At 66.4% G+C, this 19,284-nt stretch carries 19 protein-coding genes; 11 read left to right on the top strand and 8 right to left on the bottom strand.

What is annotated here, in order from left to right; all coding sequences use genetic code 11:
- Window position 1: 1 nt before the first annotated feature.
- Together AKJ09_RS18075 and AKJ09_RS18070 are read right to left on the bottom strand one after the other, a co-directional pair.
- Window positions 2-763, bottom strand: a complete 762-nt coding sequence (locus AKJ09_RS18075) for a TSUP family transporter (protein ID WP_146648447.1) — start codon at window positions 761-763, stop codon at window positions 2-4.
- Entirely contained in the window at window positions 763-3,744 is a 2,982-nt protein-coding gene (locus tag AKJ09_RS18070) for a TIGR03960 family B12-binding radical SAM protein (protein WP_146648446.1), read from the bottom strand. Before AKJ09_RS18070 ends, AKJ09_RS18075 begins: the two co-directional genes overlap by 1 nt.
- Window positions 3,745-3,941: 197 nt before the next feature.
- On the opposite strand from AKJ09_RS18070, the gene AKJ09_RS18065 reads away from it, so the two are divergent.
- The gene (locus tag AKJ09_RS18065) at window positions 3,942-4,241 is read left to right on the top strand and encodes a putative quinol monooxygenase (protein WP_146648445.1); all 300 of its coding nucleotides are present in this window, start codon (window positions 3,942-3,944) and stop codon (window positions 4,239-4,241) included.
- Window positions 4,242-4,280: 39 nt separating this feature from the next.
- On the opposite strand, the gene AKJ09_RS18060 is transcribed toward AKJ09_RS18065, so the two are convergent.
- The 3 genes from AKJ09_RS18060 to AKJ09_RS18050 all read right to left on the bottom strand — a co-directional run bounded on the left by AKJ09_RS18060 (window position 4,281) and on the right by AKJ09_RS18050 (window position 6,383).
- Window positions 4,281-4,814, bottom strand: coding sequence for an RNA polymerase sigma factor (locus AKJ09_RS18060; RefSeq protein WP_146648444.1), 534 nt, complete (start codon window positions 4,812-4,814; stop codon window positions 4,281-4,283).
- A gap of 1 nt (window position 4,815) precedes the next feature.
- Window positions 4,816-5,037: a YgaP family membrane protein gene (locus AKJ09_RS18055; RefSeq protein ID WP_146648443.1), complete on the bottom strand. Its 222-nt coding sequence runs from the start codon at window positions 5,035-5,037 to the stop codon at window positions 4,816-4,818.
- Between the two features lie 113 nt (window positions 5,038-5,150).
- Window positions 5,151-6,383, bottom strand: a complete 1,233-nt coding sequence (locus AKJ09_RS18050) for an LA_2272 family surface repeat-containing protein (RefSeq protein WP_146648442.1) — start codon at window positions 6,381-6,383, stop codon at window positions 5,151-5,153.
- Window positions 6,384-6,464: 81 nt separating this feature from the next.
- Between AKJ09_RS18050 and AKJ09_RS18045 the strand changes: the two genes are divergently transcribed.
- The 3 genes from AKJ09_RS18045 (at window position 6,465) to AKJ09_RS18035 (ending at window position 8,065) form a co-directional block, all read left to right on the top strand.
- The gene (locus AKJ09_RS18045) at window positions 6,465-7,007 is read left to right on the top strand and encodes a hypothetical protein (RefSeq protein ID WP_146648441.1); all 543 of its coding nucleotides are present in this window, start codon (window positions 6,465-6,467) and stop codon (window positions 7,005-7,007) included.
- A gap of 89 nt (window positions 7,008-7,096) precedes the next feature.
- Window positions 7,097-7,333 carry a hypothetical protein gene (locus tag AKJ09_RS18040; protein WP_146648440.1) on the top strand — a complete coding sequence of 79 codons (237 nt, stop codon included), beginning with the start codon at window positions 7,097-7,099 and terminating at the stop codon, window positions 7,331-7,333.
- Window positions 7,334-7,396: 63 nt separating this feature from the next.
- Window positions 7,397-8,065, top strand: coding sequence for a radical SAM protein (locus AKJ09_RS18035; RefSeq protein WP_146648439.1), 669 nt, complete (start codon window positions 7,397-7,399; stop codon window positions 8,063-8,065).
- 98 nt (window positions 8,066-8,163) lie between these two features.
- On the opposite strand, the gene AKJ09_RS18030 is transcribed toward AKJ09_RS18035, so the two are convergent.
- The gene (locus AKJ09_RS18030; RefSeq protein WP_146648438.1) at window positions 8,164-9,165 is read right to left on the bottom strand and encodes a hypothetical protein; all 1,002 of its coding nucleotides are present in this window, start codon (window positions 9,163-9,165) and stop codon (window positions 8,164-8,166) included.
- Between the two features lie 143 nt (window positions 9,166-9,308).
- The gene (fbp, locus tag AKJ09_RS18025; RefSeq protein WP_146648437.1) at window positions 9,309-10,379 is read right to left on the bottom strand and encodes a class 1 fructose-bisphosphatase; all 1,071 of its coding nucleotides are present in this window, start codon (window positions 10,377-10,379) and stop codon (window positions 9,309-9,311) included.
- Window positions 10,380-10,659: 280 nt separating this feature from the next.
- Here fbp and AKJ09_RS18020 point away from each other — a divergent pair, with 280 nt between their 5' ends.
- A complete protein-coding gene (locus AKJ09_RS18020; protein WP_146648436.1) occupies window positions 10,660-11,598 on the top strand; it encodes a class I fructose-bisphosphate aldolase in 939 nt (312 codons plus the stop codon).
- Window positions 11,599-11,675: 77 nt separating this feature from the next.
- Here the strand turns inward: AKJ09_RS18020 and AKJ09_RS18015 are convergent, their stop codons facing one another.
- Window positions 11,676-12,134 carry a peroxiredoxin gene (locus AKJ09_RS18015; protein ID WP_146648435.1) on the bottom strand — a complete coding sequence of 153 codons (459 nt, stop codon included), beginning with the start codon at window positions 12,132-12,134 and terminating at the stop codon, window positions 11,676-11,678.
- Between the two features lie 173 nt (window positions 12,135-12,307).
- On the opposite strand from AKJ09_RS18015, the gene AKJ09_RS18010 reads away from it, so the two are divergent.
- The 6 genes from AKJ09_RS18010 to AKJ09_RS17985 all read left to right on the top strand — a co-directional run bounded on the left by AKJ09_RS18010 (window position 12,308) and on the right by AKJ09_RS17985 (window position 19,279).
- Window positions 12,308-14,041: a caspase family protein gene (locus tag AKJ09_RS18010; protein ID WP_146648434.1), complete on the top strand. Its 1,734-nt coding sequence runs from the start codon at window positions 12,308-12,310 to the stop codon at window positions 14,039-14,041.
- A 9-nt stretch (window positions 14,042-14,050) separates the two neighbouring features.
- Window positions 14,051-14,935 (top strand): hypothetical protein, encoded by an 885-nt coding sequence (locus AKJ09_RS18005; protein ID WP_146648433.1) that lies wholly within the window; start codon window positions 14,051-14,053, stop codon window positions 14,933-14,935.
- 7 nt (window positions 14,936-14,942) lie between these two features.
- Complete coding sequence (locus tag AKJ09_RS18000) at window positions 14,943-15,413, top strand: RNA polymerase sigma factor (protein WP_169927628.1); 471 nt, start codon at window positions 14,943-14,945, stop codon at window positions 15,411-15,413.
- Complete coding sequence (locus tag AKJ09_RS17995; RefSeq protein WP_146648431.1) at window positions 15,410-16,105, top strand: anti-sigma factor family protein; 696 nt, start codon at window positions 15,410-15,412, stop codon at window positions 16,103-16,105. The genes AKJ09_RS18000 and AKJ09_RS17995 overlap by 4 nt, the downstream gene beginning before the upstream one ends.
- Before the next feature lie 64 nt (window positions 16,106-16,169).
- On the top strand, window positions 16,170-18,464 hold the full coding sequence (locus AKJ09_RS17990) for a TonB family protein (protein ID WP_146648430.1): 2,295 nt from the start codon (window positions 16,170-16,172) through the stop codon (window positions 18,462-18,464).
- On the top strand, window positions 18,461-19,279 hold the full coding sequence (locus tag AKJ09_RS17985; RefSeq protein ID WP_146648429.1) for a hypothetical protein: 819 nt from the start codon (window positions 18,461-18,463) through the stop codon (window positions 19,277-19,279). The genes AKJ09_RS17990 and AKJ09_RS17985 overlap by 4 nt, the downstream gene beginning before the upstream one ends.
- Window positions 19,280-19,284: the final 5 nt, after the last annotated feature.

The following is a 19,284-nucleotide window of genomic DNA, read 5'->3' as shown; positions in this document are numbered from 1 at the left end:
CTTACGAGCGGACGAGGTCGTACGCCATCTTCACGACGAGCACGCAGACGACGACGAGAACCATCGTCTTGACCAGCCGATCGCCGCGTTTGACGGCCAAACGCGCGCCCACGAAGGCCCCCGTGGCGTTCGCGGCGGCCATCGGAAGAGCCACGCGCCAGAGCACCGCCCCCTTGATCGCGAAGAGCCCCAAGGCCGCGAGATTCGAGGCGAGATTGACGACCTTCGCATTGCCGGAAGCGCGCGTCAGCGTGTCACCGAAGAGCATGACGAAGCCCACGATGAGCATCGAGCCGACGCCCGGACCGAAGAAGCCGTCGTAGAAACCGAACCCGAAGGCCATCGGCACGAGCGCGATCATCAAGTGCGTCTTCGGCTCGGGCGGAACGGCCGGCGGGGGCTTGCGCGGGAGCAAGACGATGCCCGCGGCGACGAGAAGCAAGACGAGCACGATCGGCTTGAGCGGCTCGGGCTTCACGAGCAGGAGGACACGCGCGCCCGCGAGGGAGCCGAGCATGCCGAACACGAAGCTGATCGGCACGCGCCGGCGATCGATGCCGTTGCGCGTCCAGAACGAGACGAACGACGAGACGGCTCCGAACGACGACTGGCCCTTGTTGGTCGCGAGGGCAATCTGAGGCGGAAGCCCCGCGGCGAGCAGTGCAGGCACGGTGATGAGCCCGCCTCCACCCGCGATCGCGTCGACGAGGCCCGCGAAGAACGCTGCGATCGCGAGAAGAGTGATCGTGCCGAACGTGAGCATCAGCCAGCGGCGGCGGCTTCGGCCGCGGCTGCCTTCGCCGCTTCCTTGGCAGCCTTTGCCACGGCCGCGCGTTCGCGCAGGAGGTCGAGCTCGAGCGGCGACGAGATCGCGTCGCCGTTACGAAGTCCGAGCTCCGCGCGGACCGCATGGTACGGCACGGCATCCAGGCCCTCCGGCGTCTTGCCGAAGAGGGCCTCCATGATCTCGGAGATCTTCACGCCGCCTTCGAGCGTGACGTCGACGTCGGCGAGGAGCGGAACGAAGTCACCGAGGAGGCGCGCCTCTTCGAGGAACGTCACGGCACGCGTATCGTTCACGGTGAGCGAGCGCAGGAACTTCTTCACGTCGACGGCCTTGGCGAGGCCCTTTTCGAAGCGACGAATGACCTTGTGCTCCGGCGAGCCCATGAGCCGCGCGATCTCTTCGTGGAGGCGCGCTTCGCCGCCGATGGCTTCGAGCGCACGGCGCGGAATGGCCACCGCATACCGCGTGGCGTCGATGGCGTGCGCGATGCTGGTGTCGTCTTTTTCGAGACGAATACCGGCCTTCCACGCGAGGCCTTCCGACGAAACGCGCGCGAGCGACGCGGCCAGCTCGTTCGGGTCGATGTCGACCGTGAGCTTCACGTCGAGGATCTCCGAGAGGCTCGCCACGCCGAGCGAGAGCGCCGGAGAGAACATCATCTCCGGCTTCGGGTGGAAGCCCGACGAGTAGTAAATCGGCACCTCGAGGCGGCGGAACGATCGCGGCAGCGCGCGAATCAAGTCGAGGTGCGAGAGGAAGGCCATGGGGCCGACCTTGCCGTAGAGGAAACGATAGCGGCGAGGCTCGCCCTGGATGATGCGCGGCGGCGGCTTCGGGCCCTTGCGCTCCTTCTTGACCTCGGGCTGCGTTCCGTCGGCGTTCGCGCTCGTGACCGGCGCCGTGACGACCTCTTCGTCCCCATGCCGCGCCGGACCGGGCTTCTCAGCCTTCACGACCGGCAGCCTCTTCGGCTCGGCCACGCGCTTCGTCTGCGCACCGAGGCGCTCGAGATACACGAGGCGCTCCTTGCGCATCGCGGAGAGGTCACACGCAACGCCGCAGTCGTAGCAAACGAGCTTCTTGTCGTCCGCGAGAGCGTCTTCGAGGTTCGTGTGATGGATGAACGCGCCGGCGACCTTTCCGCACGGCGGGCTCAGGCGGCTCTTCAGCGCCTTGCGGTATTCGCGGAGGAGGAAGCCCTCTTCGAGGCCCACGTCGATGTGGTCCCACGGCAAGCGGGCGCTCACGGGGATCGTGCCGAGGTAGGCCCCTGGCTCGATGCCTTCCTCGCGGAAGCAGTCCGACCAGACGTCGATCTTGAGCTGGTCTTCCCACGAGTCGAAGCGACAACCCGCCTTGTACGCGCGCTCGAGCACGAGACCGAGCTTGCGATCACCGCGCGCGAACACGCCTTCGAGCCAGCTCGTTCGCGAGTCGTGCATGCGGATGTCGACGCCCTTGGCCGCGCGGCCCTCGTCTTTCAGCCACGACTGCTTCTCGAGGACCTGCTGCTCGCGGTCCATCGCGCACCACTGGAACGGCGTGTGCGGCTTCGGCACGTGCGTGGAGACGCTGACCGTGACCTTCGGCGGACCGCCCTGGTTCGTCTCCCTGCGAACGCGCCAGCCGACCTCACGCGCGCGCTTGCCGACCTTCACGATCTCGCGCACGTCGCTCTCTTCTTCGGTGGGCAGACCGATCATGAAGTAGAGCTTCATGCCGTCCCACCCGCGCGAGAAGATGCGCTCGGCCGTGGTCATCAGCTGCTCTTCGGTGACGTTCTTGTTCACCACGTCGCGCATGCGCTGGCTGCCGGCTTCCGGCGCGAACGTGACGCCCGACGCGCGAACGCGACGGATGTCGTCGAGCACGGTCTCCTCGAGGCCGTACGCGCGGAGCGACGACACACCGAGCGACACCTTCTCGGGCGCGAGGCGGTCGGTGACCTTCTTGATGAGCGGCGCGATGCACGAGTAGTCGGCCGTGGAGAGCGACGTGAGGCTCACCTCGTCGTAACCGGACTTCTTCACTGCGGCGACGAGCGTGTCGACGATCTGCTCCGGGTCGCGCTCGCGCACCGGGCGATAGATCATGCCGGCCTGGCAGAAGCGGCAGCCCTCGGTGCAGCCGCGCGCGATCTCGATCGACATACGGTCGAAGATCGCCTCGGGGCCGCCGACCGGCCCGCTGTCGGGGAACGGGAACTTGTTGAGGTCGTCGAGCAGGTTGCGCTTCACCGGAAGCGGGAGCCCAGGCTCGAGAGCACGGTCGACGATCTGCAAGCCCGTCTCGGCGTCGACGGCGACGTCGTAGAGCGACGGAACGTACACGCCGCGAAGCTTGCCGACCGCAGCGAGGCGCTCCTTGCGAGGCACGCCCTTCTTCTTGAGCTCCGTCCAGAGAACCGACAGCTCCGTGGTGCGCTCTTCGCCGTCGCCGATGACGATCGCGTCGACGAACATCGTGAGCGGCTCGGGATGCGTGGCCACGGGGCCGCCGGCGATGATCAGCGGATCGGATTCCGCTCGATCCGCGCTCCGAAGCGGAATGCCTCCGAGCTCGAGCATCGTCAGGATGTTCGTGTACGTGAGCTCGAACTGGAGCGAGAACCCGACGACGTCGAACTCACGGAGCGGCTTGGCACTCTCGAGGGACACGAGCGGCAAGCCGCGCGTGCGAAGCTCCTTCTCCATGTCGATCCACGGCACGAAGCATCGCTCGGCGAGCGTGCGCGGGTCGTCGTTCAGGATTTTGTAGAGGATCTTGAAGCCGAGGTGGCTCATCCCGATGTCGTAGACGTCGGGGAAAGCGAGGCAGATGCGCGTGGTCGACTCGTTCCACTCGCGCTTGGCGGAGCCGTACTCGCCGCCGAGATAACGCGCGGGCTTTTCGACGCGGTGGACGAACTCCGCGTACGGATGAGTAGATCCGGTCGAGCCTGAGGGCAGATCCGCCATAGTCGGAGGGGATCTAGAGGGATTCCGGGGAAACGCAAGCACGACGAAGCTCTCGGAATCGCTCTTTTCTCGGCATTTTCGGCTTGCGGCCCCGCAAGCACCCGTCGCTGGCGCTTCGTGCCTCTCCCGAGCGAGCACGGTGGGCCCTAGGCTCCGACACCTCGCAGCGCCCCGAGCGGGCTTTCGAAGGGGGAACCATGATCAAGGTCGGATTGGCAGTTCGTCTCGAGGTGAAACCCGGCAAAGAGGACGAGATCGAAAAGCTCCTGACGTCGGGGCTCACCCTCGTGAACGAGGAAGCGGGCACCGTCGACTGGTTCGCAATCCGAATCGGCCCGACGACGTTCGGGATCTTCGACACGTTCCCGAACGACGCCGCACGGCAGGCTCACCTGAGTGGTCGGTTGGCCGGCGCATTGATGGCCAAGGCCGGAGAGCTTCTCTCGTCACCACCGAAGATCGAGATGGTCGACATCATCGCGGCCAAGATGCATTGAGGGCGAACGGCGGGACTCGAGTCCCGCCGGTCAATGCGCTCATGCCTGGTCGCCTTGAACCATGAGGTATTCGCGTGTGAGCTCGCGCGCACGGTGAAGACGTCCCTTCACCGCCAAAGGCGACAGCGAAAGGCGCTGGCTCATCTCACCGATCGTGAGTCCCTCGAAGTCGCGGAGCACCACGACCTCGCGGTACGTCTCGGGCAGAGATTCCAGCGCCGCGGCGATGTCGACGCGGAGCTCGTCCTCCGTGCGCCGCGCCATGAATGCGTCGACACGGTCGTCCTCCCAGAGGTCCTGTCGGAGTGCCGCTCGAGCGAGCCGGTGGCACTGCCGACGCACGATCTGGAACATCCAACCCGACCACGCACGGGCGTGGCGAAGCTGGGAGAGGTACCGCATGAGCACGAGAAGCGACTCTTGAACGGCGTCGTCGACGTCGCTCAGCAAGCAACTCTTCTGCGCATACCGACGAAGCTCGGGCCGCGCCTCGACGAGCAGACGCTCGAGCGCCTTCGGATCGCCGGATCGCGCGGCGTCGATGAGCGGGAGGCCGAGTTGCGAGACACCCATGTCAGTTTCCAGGCAGACGGCGTCCGACCAGGGCGCACGCGGGACAGAAGCCCACGAAGCCGGTCATCGCAAACCCTATCGCGCTGAAAGCCGCGACCCAACTCCAGGGAGAAGCAAGGCGGGTGAACGCAAACGCGACCGCGGTGGCCGAGAGGACGATCCGCAGGACGCGCTCCCAGTTGGGGACGTTCTTGGCATAGAAGGCGGTCTTGGCGAAGGACATGAAGGGTCTCCTGTTCGAGGGTTCCCCTTCAAGAGGCCGCCAGACCGCGCTTGGATCCGCGCGCTCGATACGATTTTGCGTTTTGGTCGAATTTCGGCCGAATCGCCTAAAAATCACTCGGCATAGGCCGTGCGGTACTCGTCCTGGAAGGCCGGGCCACCGCCATCTCCGTCGCCGAAACCCATGTTGAGGACGGCACTCCAGGGGAGAAGACCGTCCTCGGCGTGGTTGACGAGACCGATCTGCAAACCACGCAGGTTGGTGGCGTTGTTGAAGAGGCCGATCTGCACGCCGTGCACGTGCTCGCCATTGTTGAAGAGGCCGACCTGCGCGCCGCGAATCGTGCGAGCGTGGTTGGCGACGGCGCCGACCTGCAGGCCGATGTGCTCGCGCATCGCGATCGACCCGACGCCGATCTGCATGCCGTAGGACTCGCGCGAGAGTGCAACGACGCCGATCTGACCGAGACCGCGGAACGTGCCTGCCTGCGCGAAGCCACCGATTTGAGCAAGGCCGGTGAAGCTCCGCGATGCTTGGCTCACGGCACCGATCTGGGTGATGCCGGCGAAGTCGCCGTCCGTCGCGGCGAGCGCACCAAGCTGCGCGAGCCCGGTGAAGCTCCCTCGACCGACGGAGCCATCGAAGCGGACGTCTTCGCCGGCGACGCTGACGAGGCCGACCTGCAAGGCTCCGACGAACTTCTGCTTCGCGTGGTTGAAGCCGCCCACCTCCACGAGGCCCGTGAAGTCCTGGTCGGCGCGGTTGTAGAGACCGAACTGACCGAGCCCGTGGAAGACGCGCGCGCGGTTGTACGCGGCGACCTGCGAGATGCCGCCCATCGTCCCTGCGCGGTTGTAGGCGAGCGTGAACTGGCCGATGCCGAGGAAGTCGCGCGCGCGGTTCTCGCTGAGGCTCGTCTGCACGCCGCCGACGAACGTATCGGCGAGGTTCCTGCCGAGGGCGATCTGCGCGAGACCGACGTGCGTGCCCGCGTCGTTGCGGACGATCGCGAGAGAAAACCCGCCATAGAACCGCTCGGTTCGCTCGTGCGCCAAGGCCAAGGTGGCAAGGCCGCCGAACGTGCCGAGGTGCGGGCGAAAGCCGGCATGCAGCACCGCCCAATCACCGGGCGGATCCGTCGCCATGTAGTAGTGGCGCGTCGACTCACGCTCGTAGGATCCCTTGTCGGGCTCGGACTGGACGGCGATGGGCATCGCCGATTCGGAGCGAGCGGGCGTCGTGCCGATCGACAGGTCCTCGGTCGACGGCTCGGCGGCATGCGCCGACGACGATGCGAGGAGGCAACCGAAGAACGCCGAGAGCGTGAAGGGCACGAGCTTGCGCATGGCCCTTCAACGAGCCACGAAACCCAGCCTTACAGGACCTGCGCCTTTTTTCGGCGGCCCTGTTCCCCGTGAAATGACACGATGATGCCCATGCGGGGTCGGGTGGTCCTCTCGTTGATGGTGACAACCATGCTCGCCGCGCCGCACGCGATCGCCGCGAGCGAGCTCGACTCCGCCGACGCGGAGGCGCCGGCGGCCGACGCAGGTTCCCTCGAACGCGAGATTGCCGCCGCGTTCGACGACCAGACGAAGGCTCTCGCGGTCGAGGATTGCGCCACGGCATGCCGCGCGCTTTCGTCGATCCAGCGCGCGGCGAACAAACTCTGCGAGCTCGATCCTGGTCCGCGATGTGCGACCGCGCGCTCGAAGGTCGAGGTCGCCACGCAACGCGTGCGCGAGGCCTGTCCTCAGTGCGCGTTTGCCGCGTTGGCCCTGACACCGCCTGCCCTTGCCCCGCCGGAGCGCGCGCCGACACCTGCCTCGGTCGAGACCGTCCACGGCAGAGGAGGCTGTGGAGGCTGCGCCATGACGTCTTCGACCGCGACGCGCGATGGCTGGATCGCGGCGTTGGTCGTGCTCGGTGGCGTTCTCGTGCTGTCGCGAAGGCGCCGTCACTTGCCGTAGCGGTGAAGGAGCCGCGCCACCCGACCCCGTCGCCCGAAATCGTGCAGCCGAATCGGCACCTCCCCGCGGACTCGCGCTAGAGTCGGCGCGTGACGAAGAAGGGGAAAAAGAAGGGGCTCGAGAAGGCCATCGTGGCCCAGCCCGTGCGAGTGCCCTACGGCGCCCTCTTTCGCATGTTCCTCCTCGGCTCGGTCGCGGTCGTGGCGGCCATCTACGCCATCTGGCGCCACTACACGGTCCCGCACGTTCCCATGCTCGTGCCCGTGACGGCGCCCACGGAAATACCGGCGCCCGATCTCGATCCGGCGCCCGCGCCGTCTCACTGATTGCACGAAGCCCGCCCGCAGCCCGGCCGCCCGAAAACGGCGGAGCGGCTGGCGATGTGCTACATGCAGCGCGCTTTGTCCAAGGAAGACACTCTCGTCATTCACGAGATCTACGCGAGCATCCAGGGCGAATCGACCTTCGCCGGGCTCCCGTGCACCTTCGTGCGGACGACGGGCTGCAACCTCCGCTGCAGCTGGTGCGACACCACCCAGGCCTTTTACGGCGGCACGCGCATGCCCCGCACGGACGTGCTCGCGAAGGCCCTCGCCACCGGAACGAAGCTCGTCGAGCTCACCGGCGGCGAACCCTTGCTCCAGCCCGCCGTCTTCCGGCTCATGACCGAGCTCTGCGATGCAGGGCGCACGGTGCTGGTCGAGACCAGTGGCGAGGCCGACGTCTCGCAGGTGGACCCTCGCGTCCACAAGATCATGGACCTCAAGGCGCCAGGTTCGGGCGAGTCGAAGCGGAATCGCTGGTCGAACCTCGAGCACATCGGACCGCGCGACGAGATCAAGTTCGTGCTCGCCAGCCGCGAAGACTACGAGTGGATGCGCGACGCCATTCGCTCGCGCGAGCTGCCGTCGCGCACGCCGAACCTTCTCGCGAGCACGGTCTTCGGCAAGCTGCTTCCCAAGCAGCTCGTCACCTGGGTCCTCGAAGACGCCCTGCCCGTCCGCGTGCAGCTCCAGATGCACAAGTACATCTGGGCGCCCGACACGCAGGGCGTCTGATCAGCGACGCATCGCGATCCCGAAATCGTCCACGAGCGCTGAGTCATTTCCGGGCGCCGCCGTGGTCAGGCGGTCGAGCTTCGATCGGGCGCGCGCGATCAGCGCAGCCGTGCGACGAACGCCGCCCCGAAGAACCCGATGATCGCCGGAGCGTCGTAAACCTCGGTATTCGGCTCGAAGAAGAGGCGGTCGGCGACGATGGGCATCCGCGCGCCTCCGCTCACCTCGAGCGACAGGCGGGGATGGAACTGCCAGGCGACACGCGCCGAGGCTCCCGCCGTGACCCACCACCGCGATTGAGCGGGAAAATGAAGGGGCGGCTCCACCTCGGCGCGGAGCTGACCGACCTCACCGGTCGCGCACACGCCCCCGTGGAAGTCGCCACCGCGAAGGAACTCGGAGCACGCGTCGACGATCGCCTCGGTCCACTGAACGCTCGCGCCGCCGCGCGACGTCGAGAAGGTGTGCGAAAAGCTGCGTCCTACACCAATCCGCAGCGACGGCGCGACGGCCGTTCGCCATCCGATCTCGCCGAAGAGCGTGGGCATCACCACGAGCGCGCGATTGGTAGAGCTTTGGACGCCCGTTCCGAGAGAGACGGTCATCACGGCGGCGCGAGGAGGTTCCGCCGCAACCGGCGCTCTCGGCGGCGCCTTCCCAGCACTCGGCTGCATCGCCACGGTTGGCGGCGGCGGAGAAGGTGGCGGCTCCTCGACGGGAGGAACGTTCTCGTCGAGACCGATGGCCGCCATGACGGCGAGCGCGGCGATGACCTCCTCGCACGAAGGCGACGACGCTTCGCGCTCTGCCCGCTCCGCGCCGACGCCGAGCGTGAGCTTTCCCGAGCTCAAATCACCGTGTTCTTCGACGCGTATTTCGACGCGCACGGCGGGCTCACCGGGCCTGGCCTCGCGAACGCGATCGAGCCGCGCCGTGAGCCGCTCGAGAAGGGGCGGACTCGTCGGGCACCGCGCGTGGAGATGCTCGACCGTCCGCACGACGATGGGCACTTGCTCCGTTCGCGGCGCATTCTCCTGGCCAAACGCGTCCTGCGCCCCAAGGAGACCGGCGAGGCCGGCGCCCGCGATCAGAATGGGCACGACGAAGAATCGAACCAACGTGTCGTGCCTCGCGCTCACCCGCGAGTGTAGCGATTTCGTCCGAGCAGCAAAAGACTCGCCCGGGAGAGCCTCTCGCGCTGGCGAGAGCCGTCCCGGGCGTGTGGACGAGCTTGCGACCTGAATTATTTGACGCGTTCGCCGGTCACGAACTGACGAAACACGCTGACGTCGTCGCGCGACCCGAGAACGAGCGGCACGCGCTGGTGGAGCTCGGTGGGCATGATCTCGAGGATGCGGTCCTTGCCGTTCGTGGCCATACCGCCCGCTTGCTCGAAGAGGAACGCCATCGGGTTGGCTTCGTAGAGAAGACGGAGCTTGCCGTTCTTGCTCTTCGAGTCCGCCGGGTACGCGAAGATGCCGCCCTTGATGAGCGTGCGATGCGCGTCGGCCACGAGCGAGCCGACGTAGCGCGCGCCGTACGGCGTCTTGAGGGGCTCGGCGCCTTCGGAGGGCACGATGACCGTCGAGTCTTCGCCCTTGATCCAACGCGCCCAGTTCTGAATCTCCGGCGACCAACGCGAGAAGTTCCCCTCGTTGACCGAGAAGCAACTGCCACGCGCGGGCACGCGGATGTCGGGGTGCGAGAGGAAGAACTCGCCGATGGCCGGGTCGAGCGTGAAGCCGTGCGTGCCCTGTCCGGTGGAGAGCACGAAGACCGTCGACGGACCGTAGAGCACGTAACCCGCGGCCACGATCTCGCGACCCGGACGGAGTGCATCGGCGAGGTTCGGGCGCGTGAGCTTCGGCTCCGAGCGACGGAGGACGGCGAAGATGGTGCCGATGCCGACGTTCGTGTCGATGTTGCTCGAGCCGTCGAGCGGGTCGAAGAGCACCACGTACTTCGCGTGGTTGTTGTTGATCTGCGCGTCGTCGAGCTCTTCGCTTCCGATGAGACCGCAGTGGCCGCTTCGATCGAGGACGTTGAGCAGGACTTCGTTCGAGAACGCGTCGAGCTTCTGCACCGCCTCGCCCTGCACGTTCGTCTCGCCCGTGTAGCCGAGAAGACCCGCGAGACCCGCGGCGCGAACACGCGAGTTGATGATGCGGATCGCGAGCGAGATGTGGTTGAGGAGCGACGTGAACTCGCCCGTTGCGCCAGGCGCCGCGTGCATGTCTTGAAGCACGTGCTCACGGAGCGTTGTGCCGACGACGTGTGCGGGACGAATCGACGGAATGCTGCTGCTTTCGGCCATGATGAAGTCCGCAGGTTGTCGTCGAAGGCGCCCCTCTCCGCAAGCTGCAAGCGCGACACTCATTTAGGAGTGACGGAATTGGGTATTCTGCGGCGCTGTGGCCGGCGCGGCGAAGAGATGCACCGCCGTCTACACCGTTCGGGCGTTGATCCCACCCCGCACGGCGACTAGCCTCCCCCTACTTTCCGGGCCGTCACCGTCGCGGCCTAACCACGACCACACCGGGCCCATACCGCCCATACGGCCCAGAAGCCTACCGTTCCACCGAGGAGTAGCCACGATGTCCGCGCCCATTCATCAGACCGACCGAGTGAAGCAGATCCTTTCCTGGTACGGGTCCGACAGCCCCGGCGTGAAGGCGAACCTCGCCCGCATGTTGAACCACGGCTCGCTCGCTGGAACGGGCAAGATGGTCATCCTGCCGGTCGACCAGGGCTTCGAGCACGGCCCCGCGCGTTCGTTCGCGCCGAACCCCGAGGCGTACGACCCCGACTACCACGTTCAGCTCGCCATCGACGCGGGCTGCAACGCGTACGCCGCGCCGCTCGGCTTCCTCGAGGCCGTCGCGGACCGCTACGCCGGCCAGATCCCGCTCATCCTCAAGCTGAACAACTCGGACACGCTCGCGAAGGTCGACCAGCCGTGCAGCGCGGTGACGGGCTCCGTTCAAGACGCACTGCGTCTTGGCTGCGCCGCCATCGGTTACACGATCTACCCGGGCTCGGGCCTCCGCAACCAGATGTACGAGGACCTTCGCGAGCTGATCGCCGAGGCGAAGGACGTGGGCATCCCCACCGTCGTCTGGGCCTACCCGCGTGGCGCCGGCCTCTCGAAGGACGGCGAGACGGCGGTCGACGTCGCGGCGTACGCGGCGCAGATCGCGGCGCAGCTCGGCGCGCACATCATCAAGATCAAGCCGCCGAAGGAGCACCTCGAGCAGCCCGAGGCGAAGAAGGTCTTCGAGAAGTACAACATCCCGATCAAGACCCTCGCCGACCGCACCCGTCACTGCGTGCAGAGCGCATTCAACGGCAAGCGCATCGTCATCTTCTCGGGTGGCGAGGCGAAGGACACGCCGGCGGTTCTCGAAGAGGTGCGTGGCCTCGCCGAGGGCGGCGCGTTTGGCTCCATCATGGGCCGCAACGCGTTCCAGCGCCCGAAGGCGGAAGCCGTGAAGCTCCTCCAGGACGTCATGGAGATCTTCCGCAAGGCGAAGTGAGCTGACTCACCGCGCCTGAAAGAAAAGCCCCGCAGCCTTCGTGGCTCGCGGGGCTTTCTGCATTTGTCTCGCGTGAATCAGGAAGAGAGCTTCTTGATGTCCGCGAGCACGGTCTGCTCGTGACCGTTGGGATCGACCTTGGCGTAGGTCTTTCGAACGACGCCGCTCGGATCGACGAGGAACGTCGAGCGATCCCAATACATCGTGCCCTTCCACTCGGACTGACCGACCTTCAGCGTGTTCAGCAGCTTGGTGTCGGGATCGGCGAGAAGCTCGATGGTGAACGAGAACTTGTTGCAGAAGGACTTGTGGGAGGCGACGTCGTCGGCGCTCAGGCCCACGACCACGGCGTTCGCCGCGTCGAAATCCGACTTCGTGGCCGTGAACGACTTCCCCTGGATGGTGCAGCCCGGAGTGTCGTCCTTCGGATACACGTAGAGAACGAGCCACTTGCCCGCGTAACTCGCGTTGTCGCGGGTCACACCATCCTGGTTCTGGAGGGAAAACTCGGGGAGTTTTTGGCCGCTTTCGATCATGGCCTGGTCCTATCAGAGGGCGGATGGCACGGCGAGGGTCACCGGCGACGACGGCGAGCCCCGAAAAAAACCGGTCGACCGAGAAAAACTCGGCCTCGCCTTCCCAAGGATCGCGAGTCACGAGTTAACGACCCGACGGAAATGAGAGCTTCACTTCGAAAGACGGTAGGCGCGTGCGCGCTCGGGGCGCCGTGCTCTTCGGCGGGGTCCGGCCGGCCCATGCGGAATCTCCTCCCGCGACGGCCAGCGTGCCGCATCCCCATGCGTACGGCATCTTGATCGGCAACAACGCCGGTGGCGCCGGGCAACAGCCCCTTCGCTACGCCGAAGACGACGCGCGGCGCATGGCGGAAGTCCTTCGCCAGCTTGGTCGCTACGGCACGTCCGATCTCCAGGTGCTGACCAAGCCGACGAGCGCCGCGATCTTGTCGGCCGTCGACGACGTCACGCGCAAGATGCAGGAGCACGCGCGCAAGGGCGAGCAGGCGGTGCTCGTCTTCTATTACTCGGGACACGCGAAGGCGAACTCGTTCAGCCTCGGCGGCGACGAGCTCGCCATCGCCCAGTTGCGCGACAAGCTCCGTCAAATCCCGACGACGCTGACGCTCGTCATCCTCGATGCGTGTCAGTCGGGTCAGTTCGCGCGCGTCAAAGGCGCCGAGCCCGCGGCGGACTTCTCGTTCAACTCGGTGTCACGCCTCACCACGAAGGGCATCGCCGTGATGGCCTCGAGCTCCGGGCAGGAGCTCTCGCAAGAATCCGACGAGCTCAAAGGCTCGTACTTCACCCATCACCTGATCACCGCGCTCCGTGGCGCGGCAGATGCGGACAGCGACGGTCGGGTCTCGCTCGACGAAGCCTATCGCTACGCCTATCGGCGAACGCTCTCGTCGACGTCGCAGACGCAGGTGGGCACCCAGCACGTCACGCTCGACATCGATCTGGCCGGTCAGGGCGACGTCCCCGTGACGTACCCCGCCGAGGCGCGCTCGCAGCTCGAGCTCCCCGCGGCCATGGACGGCAAAGTCCTCGTCTTGCAGAAGCCGAGCGGCAACGTCGCCGCCGAAGTGCAGAAGGCGCCCGGGGCCCCGCTTCGCCTCGCCTTCGCCGCAGGCGCCTACGAAGCCACGATTCGAGCCAACGGGAAGGTCCTCCGGTGCAATCTCGCGCTCGCCGATGATCGTGTCGTGGCCGTCGATCTCGGCCTCTGCGACGACGTGAAACGAAGCGGCGTCGCCAAGGGCGATGGCGAGGGCGAGACCGAGGGCGTCGAATCGCCCGCATCGCAACCCCCGGACGTACCGGCAACGACGAGGCCCGCGGCGAAGACGCCCTGGAGCGCGGAGATCACTGTAGGCTACGCCGGTCTCACGACCGACGCTTACAACGCGCGTCTCGAGGAGTTCGGCTACCGCGGAAAATCGTGGCTCCCAGGGACCTTCCGCATCTCCGCGGCCGCATCGCGTGCGTTCACCGAAAACGTGTCGTTGGGAGTTCGCCTGAACACGCTGGGAGCCGACACGTACGAGCGCAACGTCAGCGGCAACGTCGACAAGTTCGATTGGGCAGGCTACGGCGCCATGGCTTTCGCGCGCGCCAGCGTCGTCGTGGTCGGCCGCGCCCACTCGTGGACACTCTCGCTTTACGGGCAGGGCGGCGCGGGCATCGCCATGGCCCGAACCACGCTGAGCACCAGCGCCCGCAGCGCGCCATCCGAACGCCACGACGAGACCGAGTTCGGCCTGCTCCTCGGAGCAACCGGGGGTTTCGAGGTACGGAAGAGCGCCTTCGCGATGTTCGCCCAAGCTGGGTACGACTACGCGCCCGCAATGCGGTCGCTCACCGGCGAAACGCACAGCGTCGGCGGCTGGTTCTTGGAGCCCTTCGGCGCTCGCTTCTACTTCTGAGGTATCGAGATGAAACGCACTTCACGCATCTTCGTCGCGACCGCCGGCATTCTTCTCGTAGGCACGATCGCCGCCTGCGACGACGATCTCATCGACGACGCGACGTTCCGGTTGTGGGACGGCGACAAGCTCGCGTCCTGGACACTGGAGCAAGGTTCGGTGCGCAAGGCGCCGACCTGGCACCCGAACGACTACGGCGTCGAGCTCCTCGACACGCCGACCGTGATCTCGCAAGTCTCCAAGTCCTCGTCACGTCCGACGTGCATCGCGTTCACCACCATGGCCGACGTCGATGCGAGCGCGCAGGTGTGGCTCGGCGTCGACTTCAACGCCGATGGCACGATCGACGTCGAGCAACCCATCGCTGCAACCGACTTCCACGTGTCCGAGAACCTGATCAAGGCGCCGCTGAACTACGGAGCGATTCGCTTCGTCATCTCGAAGAAAGGAACCGGACACGCCGTTCTCGCCGAGATCCGCGCAGTCTCCGATACGCGCTGCACGGGATCTCCGCTGGAGCTCCACGATCAGGCGCTGGGGACGGCCTGCGGTTCGGACGACCAGTGTGCGTCGACCCTGTGCTGTAGTGGCATCTGCGCGGAGTGCTGCAAGGCCGACGCGACGTGCGGACTCGGCACCTGCAAGCAGACGGCCGTTAGCATTCCGCCGGGAGCTTGGGCGCCCGCCGCGATCCTGCAATGCAACCCTGGCGCACACAATCGCGCGAGCGGCATGGCGTGCTTGTTCGATGCCGACTGCACGAGCGGCACGTGCCAGAACGCGGAGCTGACGTCGATCAGCAACCTCGTCCCCGACGCAGGACCGGCCTGCACGCCTTCCGTGGATGATCCGTCGTGTCCCTGGGTCCTCCAGCGTCAAGGGCAGTGCCGGTGACCACACCATGGAGAGCTACCAGCGCTACGGACCCGCGCTCTTGCGCAAAGCCGAGCGCATGCTGGGCAGTCGCGCCGACGCTCAAGATCTCGTTCAAGGACTCTTCGTCGATTTGCTCGGCAAAGACGTCCCTACGGACCTGCCCTACTACTATCGCGCGCTCACCAATCGATGCCTCACGTTCCTGCGCGACGAGCGCAATCGTGCGCGACTCCTGGCGGCCGAAACGGAGGTTGTCTCCGGGCCGCGTCGCACGACGTGTGACGATCGGGTGATCGGCATGGACGTGCTTCTCAAACTGTCACGCAGGCTCGAGGCGCAATCGCTCGAGATCCTGCTCTACCGGTTCTTCGACGACATGACGCAAGACGAGATCGCGTCACTCGTCGGACTCAGTCGCAAAACCGTGGGCAAGAAGCTCGAGGAGATTCAGATGGCCATTCGAGCACTCACCGACGTCGCGGAGGTCTCGCCATGAACGGCTGCACCGGCGTCCCCATCTCCTGGCTTCGCCTCGAACGCCATGCGCTCGGCGAGCTCGACGAAGCTTCGCGGACCGAGATCGAAGCGCATCTCTCGAGCTGCCCCGCTTGCACAGCGTGCCTCGCTCGCATCCGTGCCGATGGGCGCGAGCTTCCGCCGCTCGTCGTTCCCGCGACCGCGAAGACGAAGAGCAACGTGACCGTGCTCCGTCGCGCATCGGCCATCGCCGGTACACTCGCGGCTGCGGCGGTCCTCGTGCTCGCGATCACCAAGCTCCCGCGAGACGTCGCGGGCGCGGGTGGTACGCGCGTCAAAGGCAACAACGTCGCGTTCTCTCTCGTGAGGGAAGACGAGCGCCGCGTCGAAGAAGGCGGCGCCCACTATCAGAACGGCGAGCGCTTCAAGGCCCTCGTCACCTGTCCACCGGGCATGCGCGCGAGCTTCGATCTGGTCGTCTTCGAGCACGACGAGGCCAGCTTCCCGCTCGACCCGCAAACGCCGCGAATGGAGCTCGAGTGCGGCAACGACGTGCCTCTTCCGGGAGCCTTCCGCGTGACAGGAACAGCGCCCCTCGAGGTGTGTCTCGTCTGGAGCGACGAGGGCCCGGTCGAGCGGGAGAAAATCGTACAAAAGGGACGAATTTTCCCGGATGCCGGATCCTGCATGGAACTCGCGCCCAGCCCCTAAGTAGGCTTCGAAACAAAGCTGCGAGCCGTGGTACTTCCCAGAGCTCTTCTCTCTTCGAACGGGCATGGGATCTGGCGGCAAACGGCAGCGCTTCGGCCTGCTCCTTGCGCTGAGCGTCTTGGCGACGCTTGGGCCTGGAGTCGTCCATCCGCGCACGGCCCGAGCCGACGATGTCAAAGAGGCACCGCCGTCGGATGCTCCGGTCGTGTCGCCCCGCGCCATCGAGACGAAGGAAGCGACCTATCCCGCAGGCGCCACCGGCACGGCGGCCGTGCTGGTCGAAGTCGTCGTGGAGACCGACGGATCGGTTTCGAATGTCACCATCGCCGAGGGCGAGGAGCCTTTCGCGACAGCGGCCAAGGAAGCGATCGGCGCGTGGCGTTTCACCCCTGCCACGCGAGCGGGAAAGCCGCTCCGGGCACGCATCCGCATCGGCGTCGCGTTCTCGCCGCCCGAGCCCGAGCGGCCGCCTGCTCCCGAAGGCGCCACGCCGAACGTCGTCACGAGTCCTAGCCCTCCGCCCCCGCCGAGCACGCAATCGAAGATCGAAGAGGTCCTCGTGCTCGGGCGGAACGAGCTACGCACGCCCACCGAGCATCGCCTGGGTCGCGCCGAGATCCGGATGATCCCCGGCGCGTTCGGCGACCCGTTCCGCGCCATCGATTCGCTGCCTGGGGTGGTGCCGATCGTGTCGGGCCTGCCCTATTTCTACATTCGCGGCGCCCCGCCCTCCGCCGTCGGGTACTACGTCGACGAAGTCCGCGTCCCGTACCTGTTTCATTTCGGGCTGGGGCCGAGCGTCATCCAACCGGCGCTGATCGAAGAAGTCGCTCTTCACCCCGCGGCCTACCCGGCGCGCTTCGGTCGATTCGCAGGAGGCGTCGTCGCCGGACAGACGCGCGAACCGTCCAAAGACCTCACCGGCGAAGGTCAGATCCGCATCTTCGATGCCGGCGCCTACGTCGAAGCGCCTTTCGCAGAGGGCCGCGGTTCCGCAGGCGTGGGCGGTCGCTATTCGTACACCGCCGCGATCCTCTCGCTCGTCGCGCCCAACACCACGGTCGACTACCGCGACTACAACGCGCGCGTCTCGTACGACCTGTCCGATCGCACGCGGCTCTCTGCGCTCGCGTTCGGGTCGTTCGACTACACGTCGACGATCGAAGACGAGAAGGAGAAGGTCCTCTTCGCGTCGGAGTTCCATCGCCTCGACGTGAGGCTCGATCATCGTGGCGACGGCGGTTCGTTCACGCGCATCGCGACCACGCTTGGCATCGACCGCACGCGCATCGAAGGCGCGCGCTTCGCTCAAGACATCATGCTCGGCGTGCGTGCACGCCATCGAAGGCCCATCACCAAGAACCTCGATTTCGAGCTCGGCGCGGACGTCCAGGCCGACTTTTACACCGGCGACCTCCCGAGCCCGTACGCCGTTCAGCGCGAGGAATACGATCAAGCCCTGGCCTTCTTTGCCCCACGAACCGACTTGGCGAGTGGTGCATGGGCCTCGGCCACGTATCGCCCCTTCACCGGTTGGGAGATCGTCGGCACCGCGCGCGCGGACGTGTTCACGAGTGCGGGGAAGACGCTCGTAGGCCCGAGCCCGCGCCTTTCGATGCGCGTACCGCTCGTACCCAAGGTGGCCTTCCTCGCGGCGCTCGGCGTGGCCCCTCAACCGCCTGCGTTTCCCATCCCCGTGCCCGCCGTCGGTTACAGCGGCCTGCCAGGCGGTCTCGGATACGGCTACCAGAAGAGTGCGGGCGCCGAGGTCGCGCTGCCGCTTCGCTTCCTCCTCAAGGCGATCGGCTACCACCACACGTACCTGGCGCTGCGTGACTTCGCGCGCGACCGCGGGAATCTCAGTCTCGACGAGGCCCAGCCCGCCCCTGCATCGCCCTCTCAGGCATACGGACTCGAAGTCTCTCTCAAACGAAAACTGAGCGAGCGCTTCGCGGCATTCTCGAGCTTCACGCTCTCGCGAAGCGAGCTCGGCTCGACGCTTTACCAGCCGCAGCGGGTCAGCCCCTTCGATCGTTCGTACGTCTTCCAAATCGGCGGGGCCGCCGACCTCGGCGCCGGGTGGCGCGCGTCCAGCCGCTTTCTCACCTATCGTGGCTGGCCCGACCAACAAGACGTGATGACGACGTCGGGCCGCCTCTCGCCGTTCTACAGGGTCGACGTTCGACTCGAGAAGCGTTGGTCCTTCCAGAAAGAGCGCTACATTTCCCTCGTCTTCGAGGGGCTCAACGTGACGGCATCCAAGGAAATCGTGGGAACCAAGTGCGACCTCGCAGGGTGCCGCGACGACACGTTTGGACCGATCGTCATTCCGAGCATCGGAGTGGAGGCGGGGCTATGAAGCGCGCTCTCGCTCTCGCCTTCGCCCTTCTCGGAGCTTGCGTCCCGGCGTCGGAAAAGCCGCCGCCCGCAGGTGCCGCCGGATTCGCGAGCGATCCGTCGCCTCCGACACGCGGCGAGCCGTTCATGACCGATGACGGTTGGACCATCACGTTCACACGCGTCGCCATCATGGCGAACATCAGCGCCATCTCGGCCAACCCGAAGTACTCGGGAGGCGCCGAGCGCTGGGAGTGGAACGCAGCCATGCACGCCGAGCCGTTCGCACGAGCGATCGGCATCGGCCCTGCCGCGATCAGCGTCACGCTCCAAGGGCTCGGTCTCCCCGTCGCGAAGCACGACAACGTGAGTCGGGTGAACGTGGACGACGCGATCGACGCTCGCTTTCGCGTCACCGCCGACGACGAGAACTCCTTCTGGCCGGACGATCGCTACCACGACGGCCCCGCGCTCATCGTCTCGGCACGCGCCGAGAAGGGCGATCGCAAGCTAGCGATCGACCTCGGGCTGCTCGGAACGGGCGCCAACTCCCTTCCCTTCGATCGCACGCATACGCTCGTCGTCCGCGAAGACGATTTGACCCTCCTTCCACTCCTCGTGGCCGCCGAGAATCTCTTCCTCGCCGGAGCCGATCCCTACGCCGGCAGGTTCGACCTCATCGCCGATGCCGACAGCAACGGCGACGGGCAGCTCACGCCCGACGAGCTTCGTGCCGTCCCCATCGATTGCGAGACGTGTGCGACGCTCGGGTCTCCGCCGACCAACATGCTCATGCTGATCTCGTCGCGAACACCACGCGTGCTCGTTGCGCAGTGAGCAGT

Source organism: Labilithrix luteola (assembly GCF_001263205.1).
GTDB classification, from domain to species: domain Bacteria; phylum Myxococcota_A; class Polyangia; order Polyangiales; family Polyangiaceae; genus Labilithrix; species Labilithrix luteola.
Note: the sequence above shows the minus strand (reverse complement) of the source record. Positions and strands in the feature narration are given on the sequence as shown.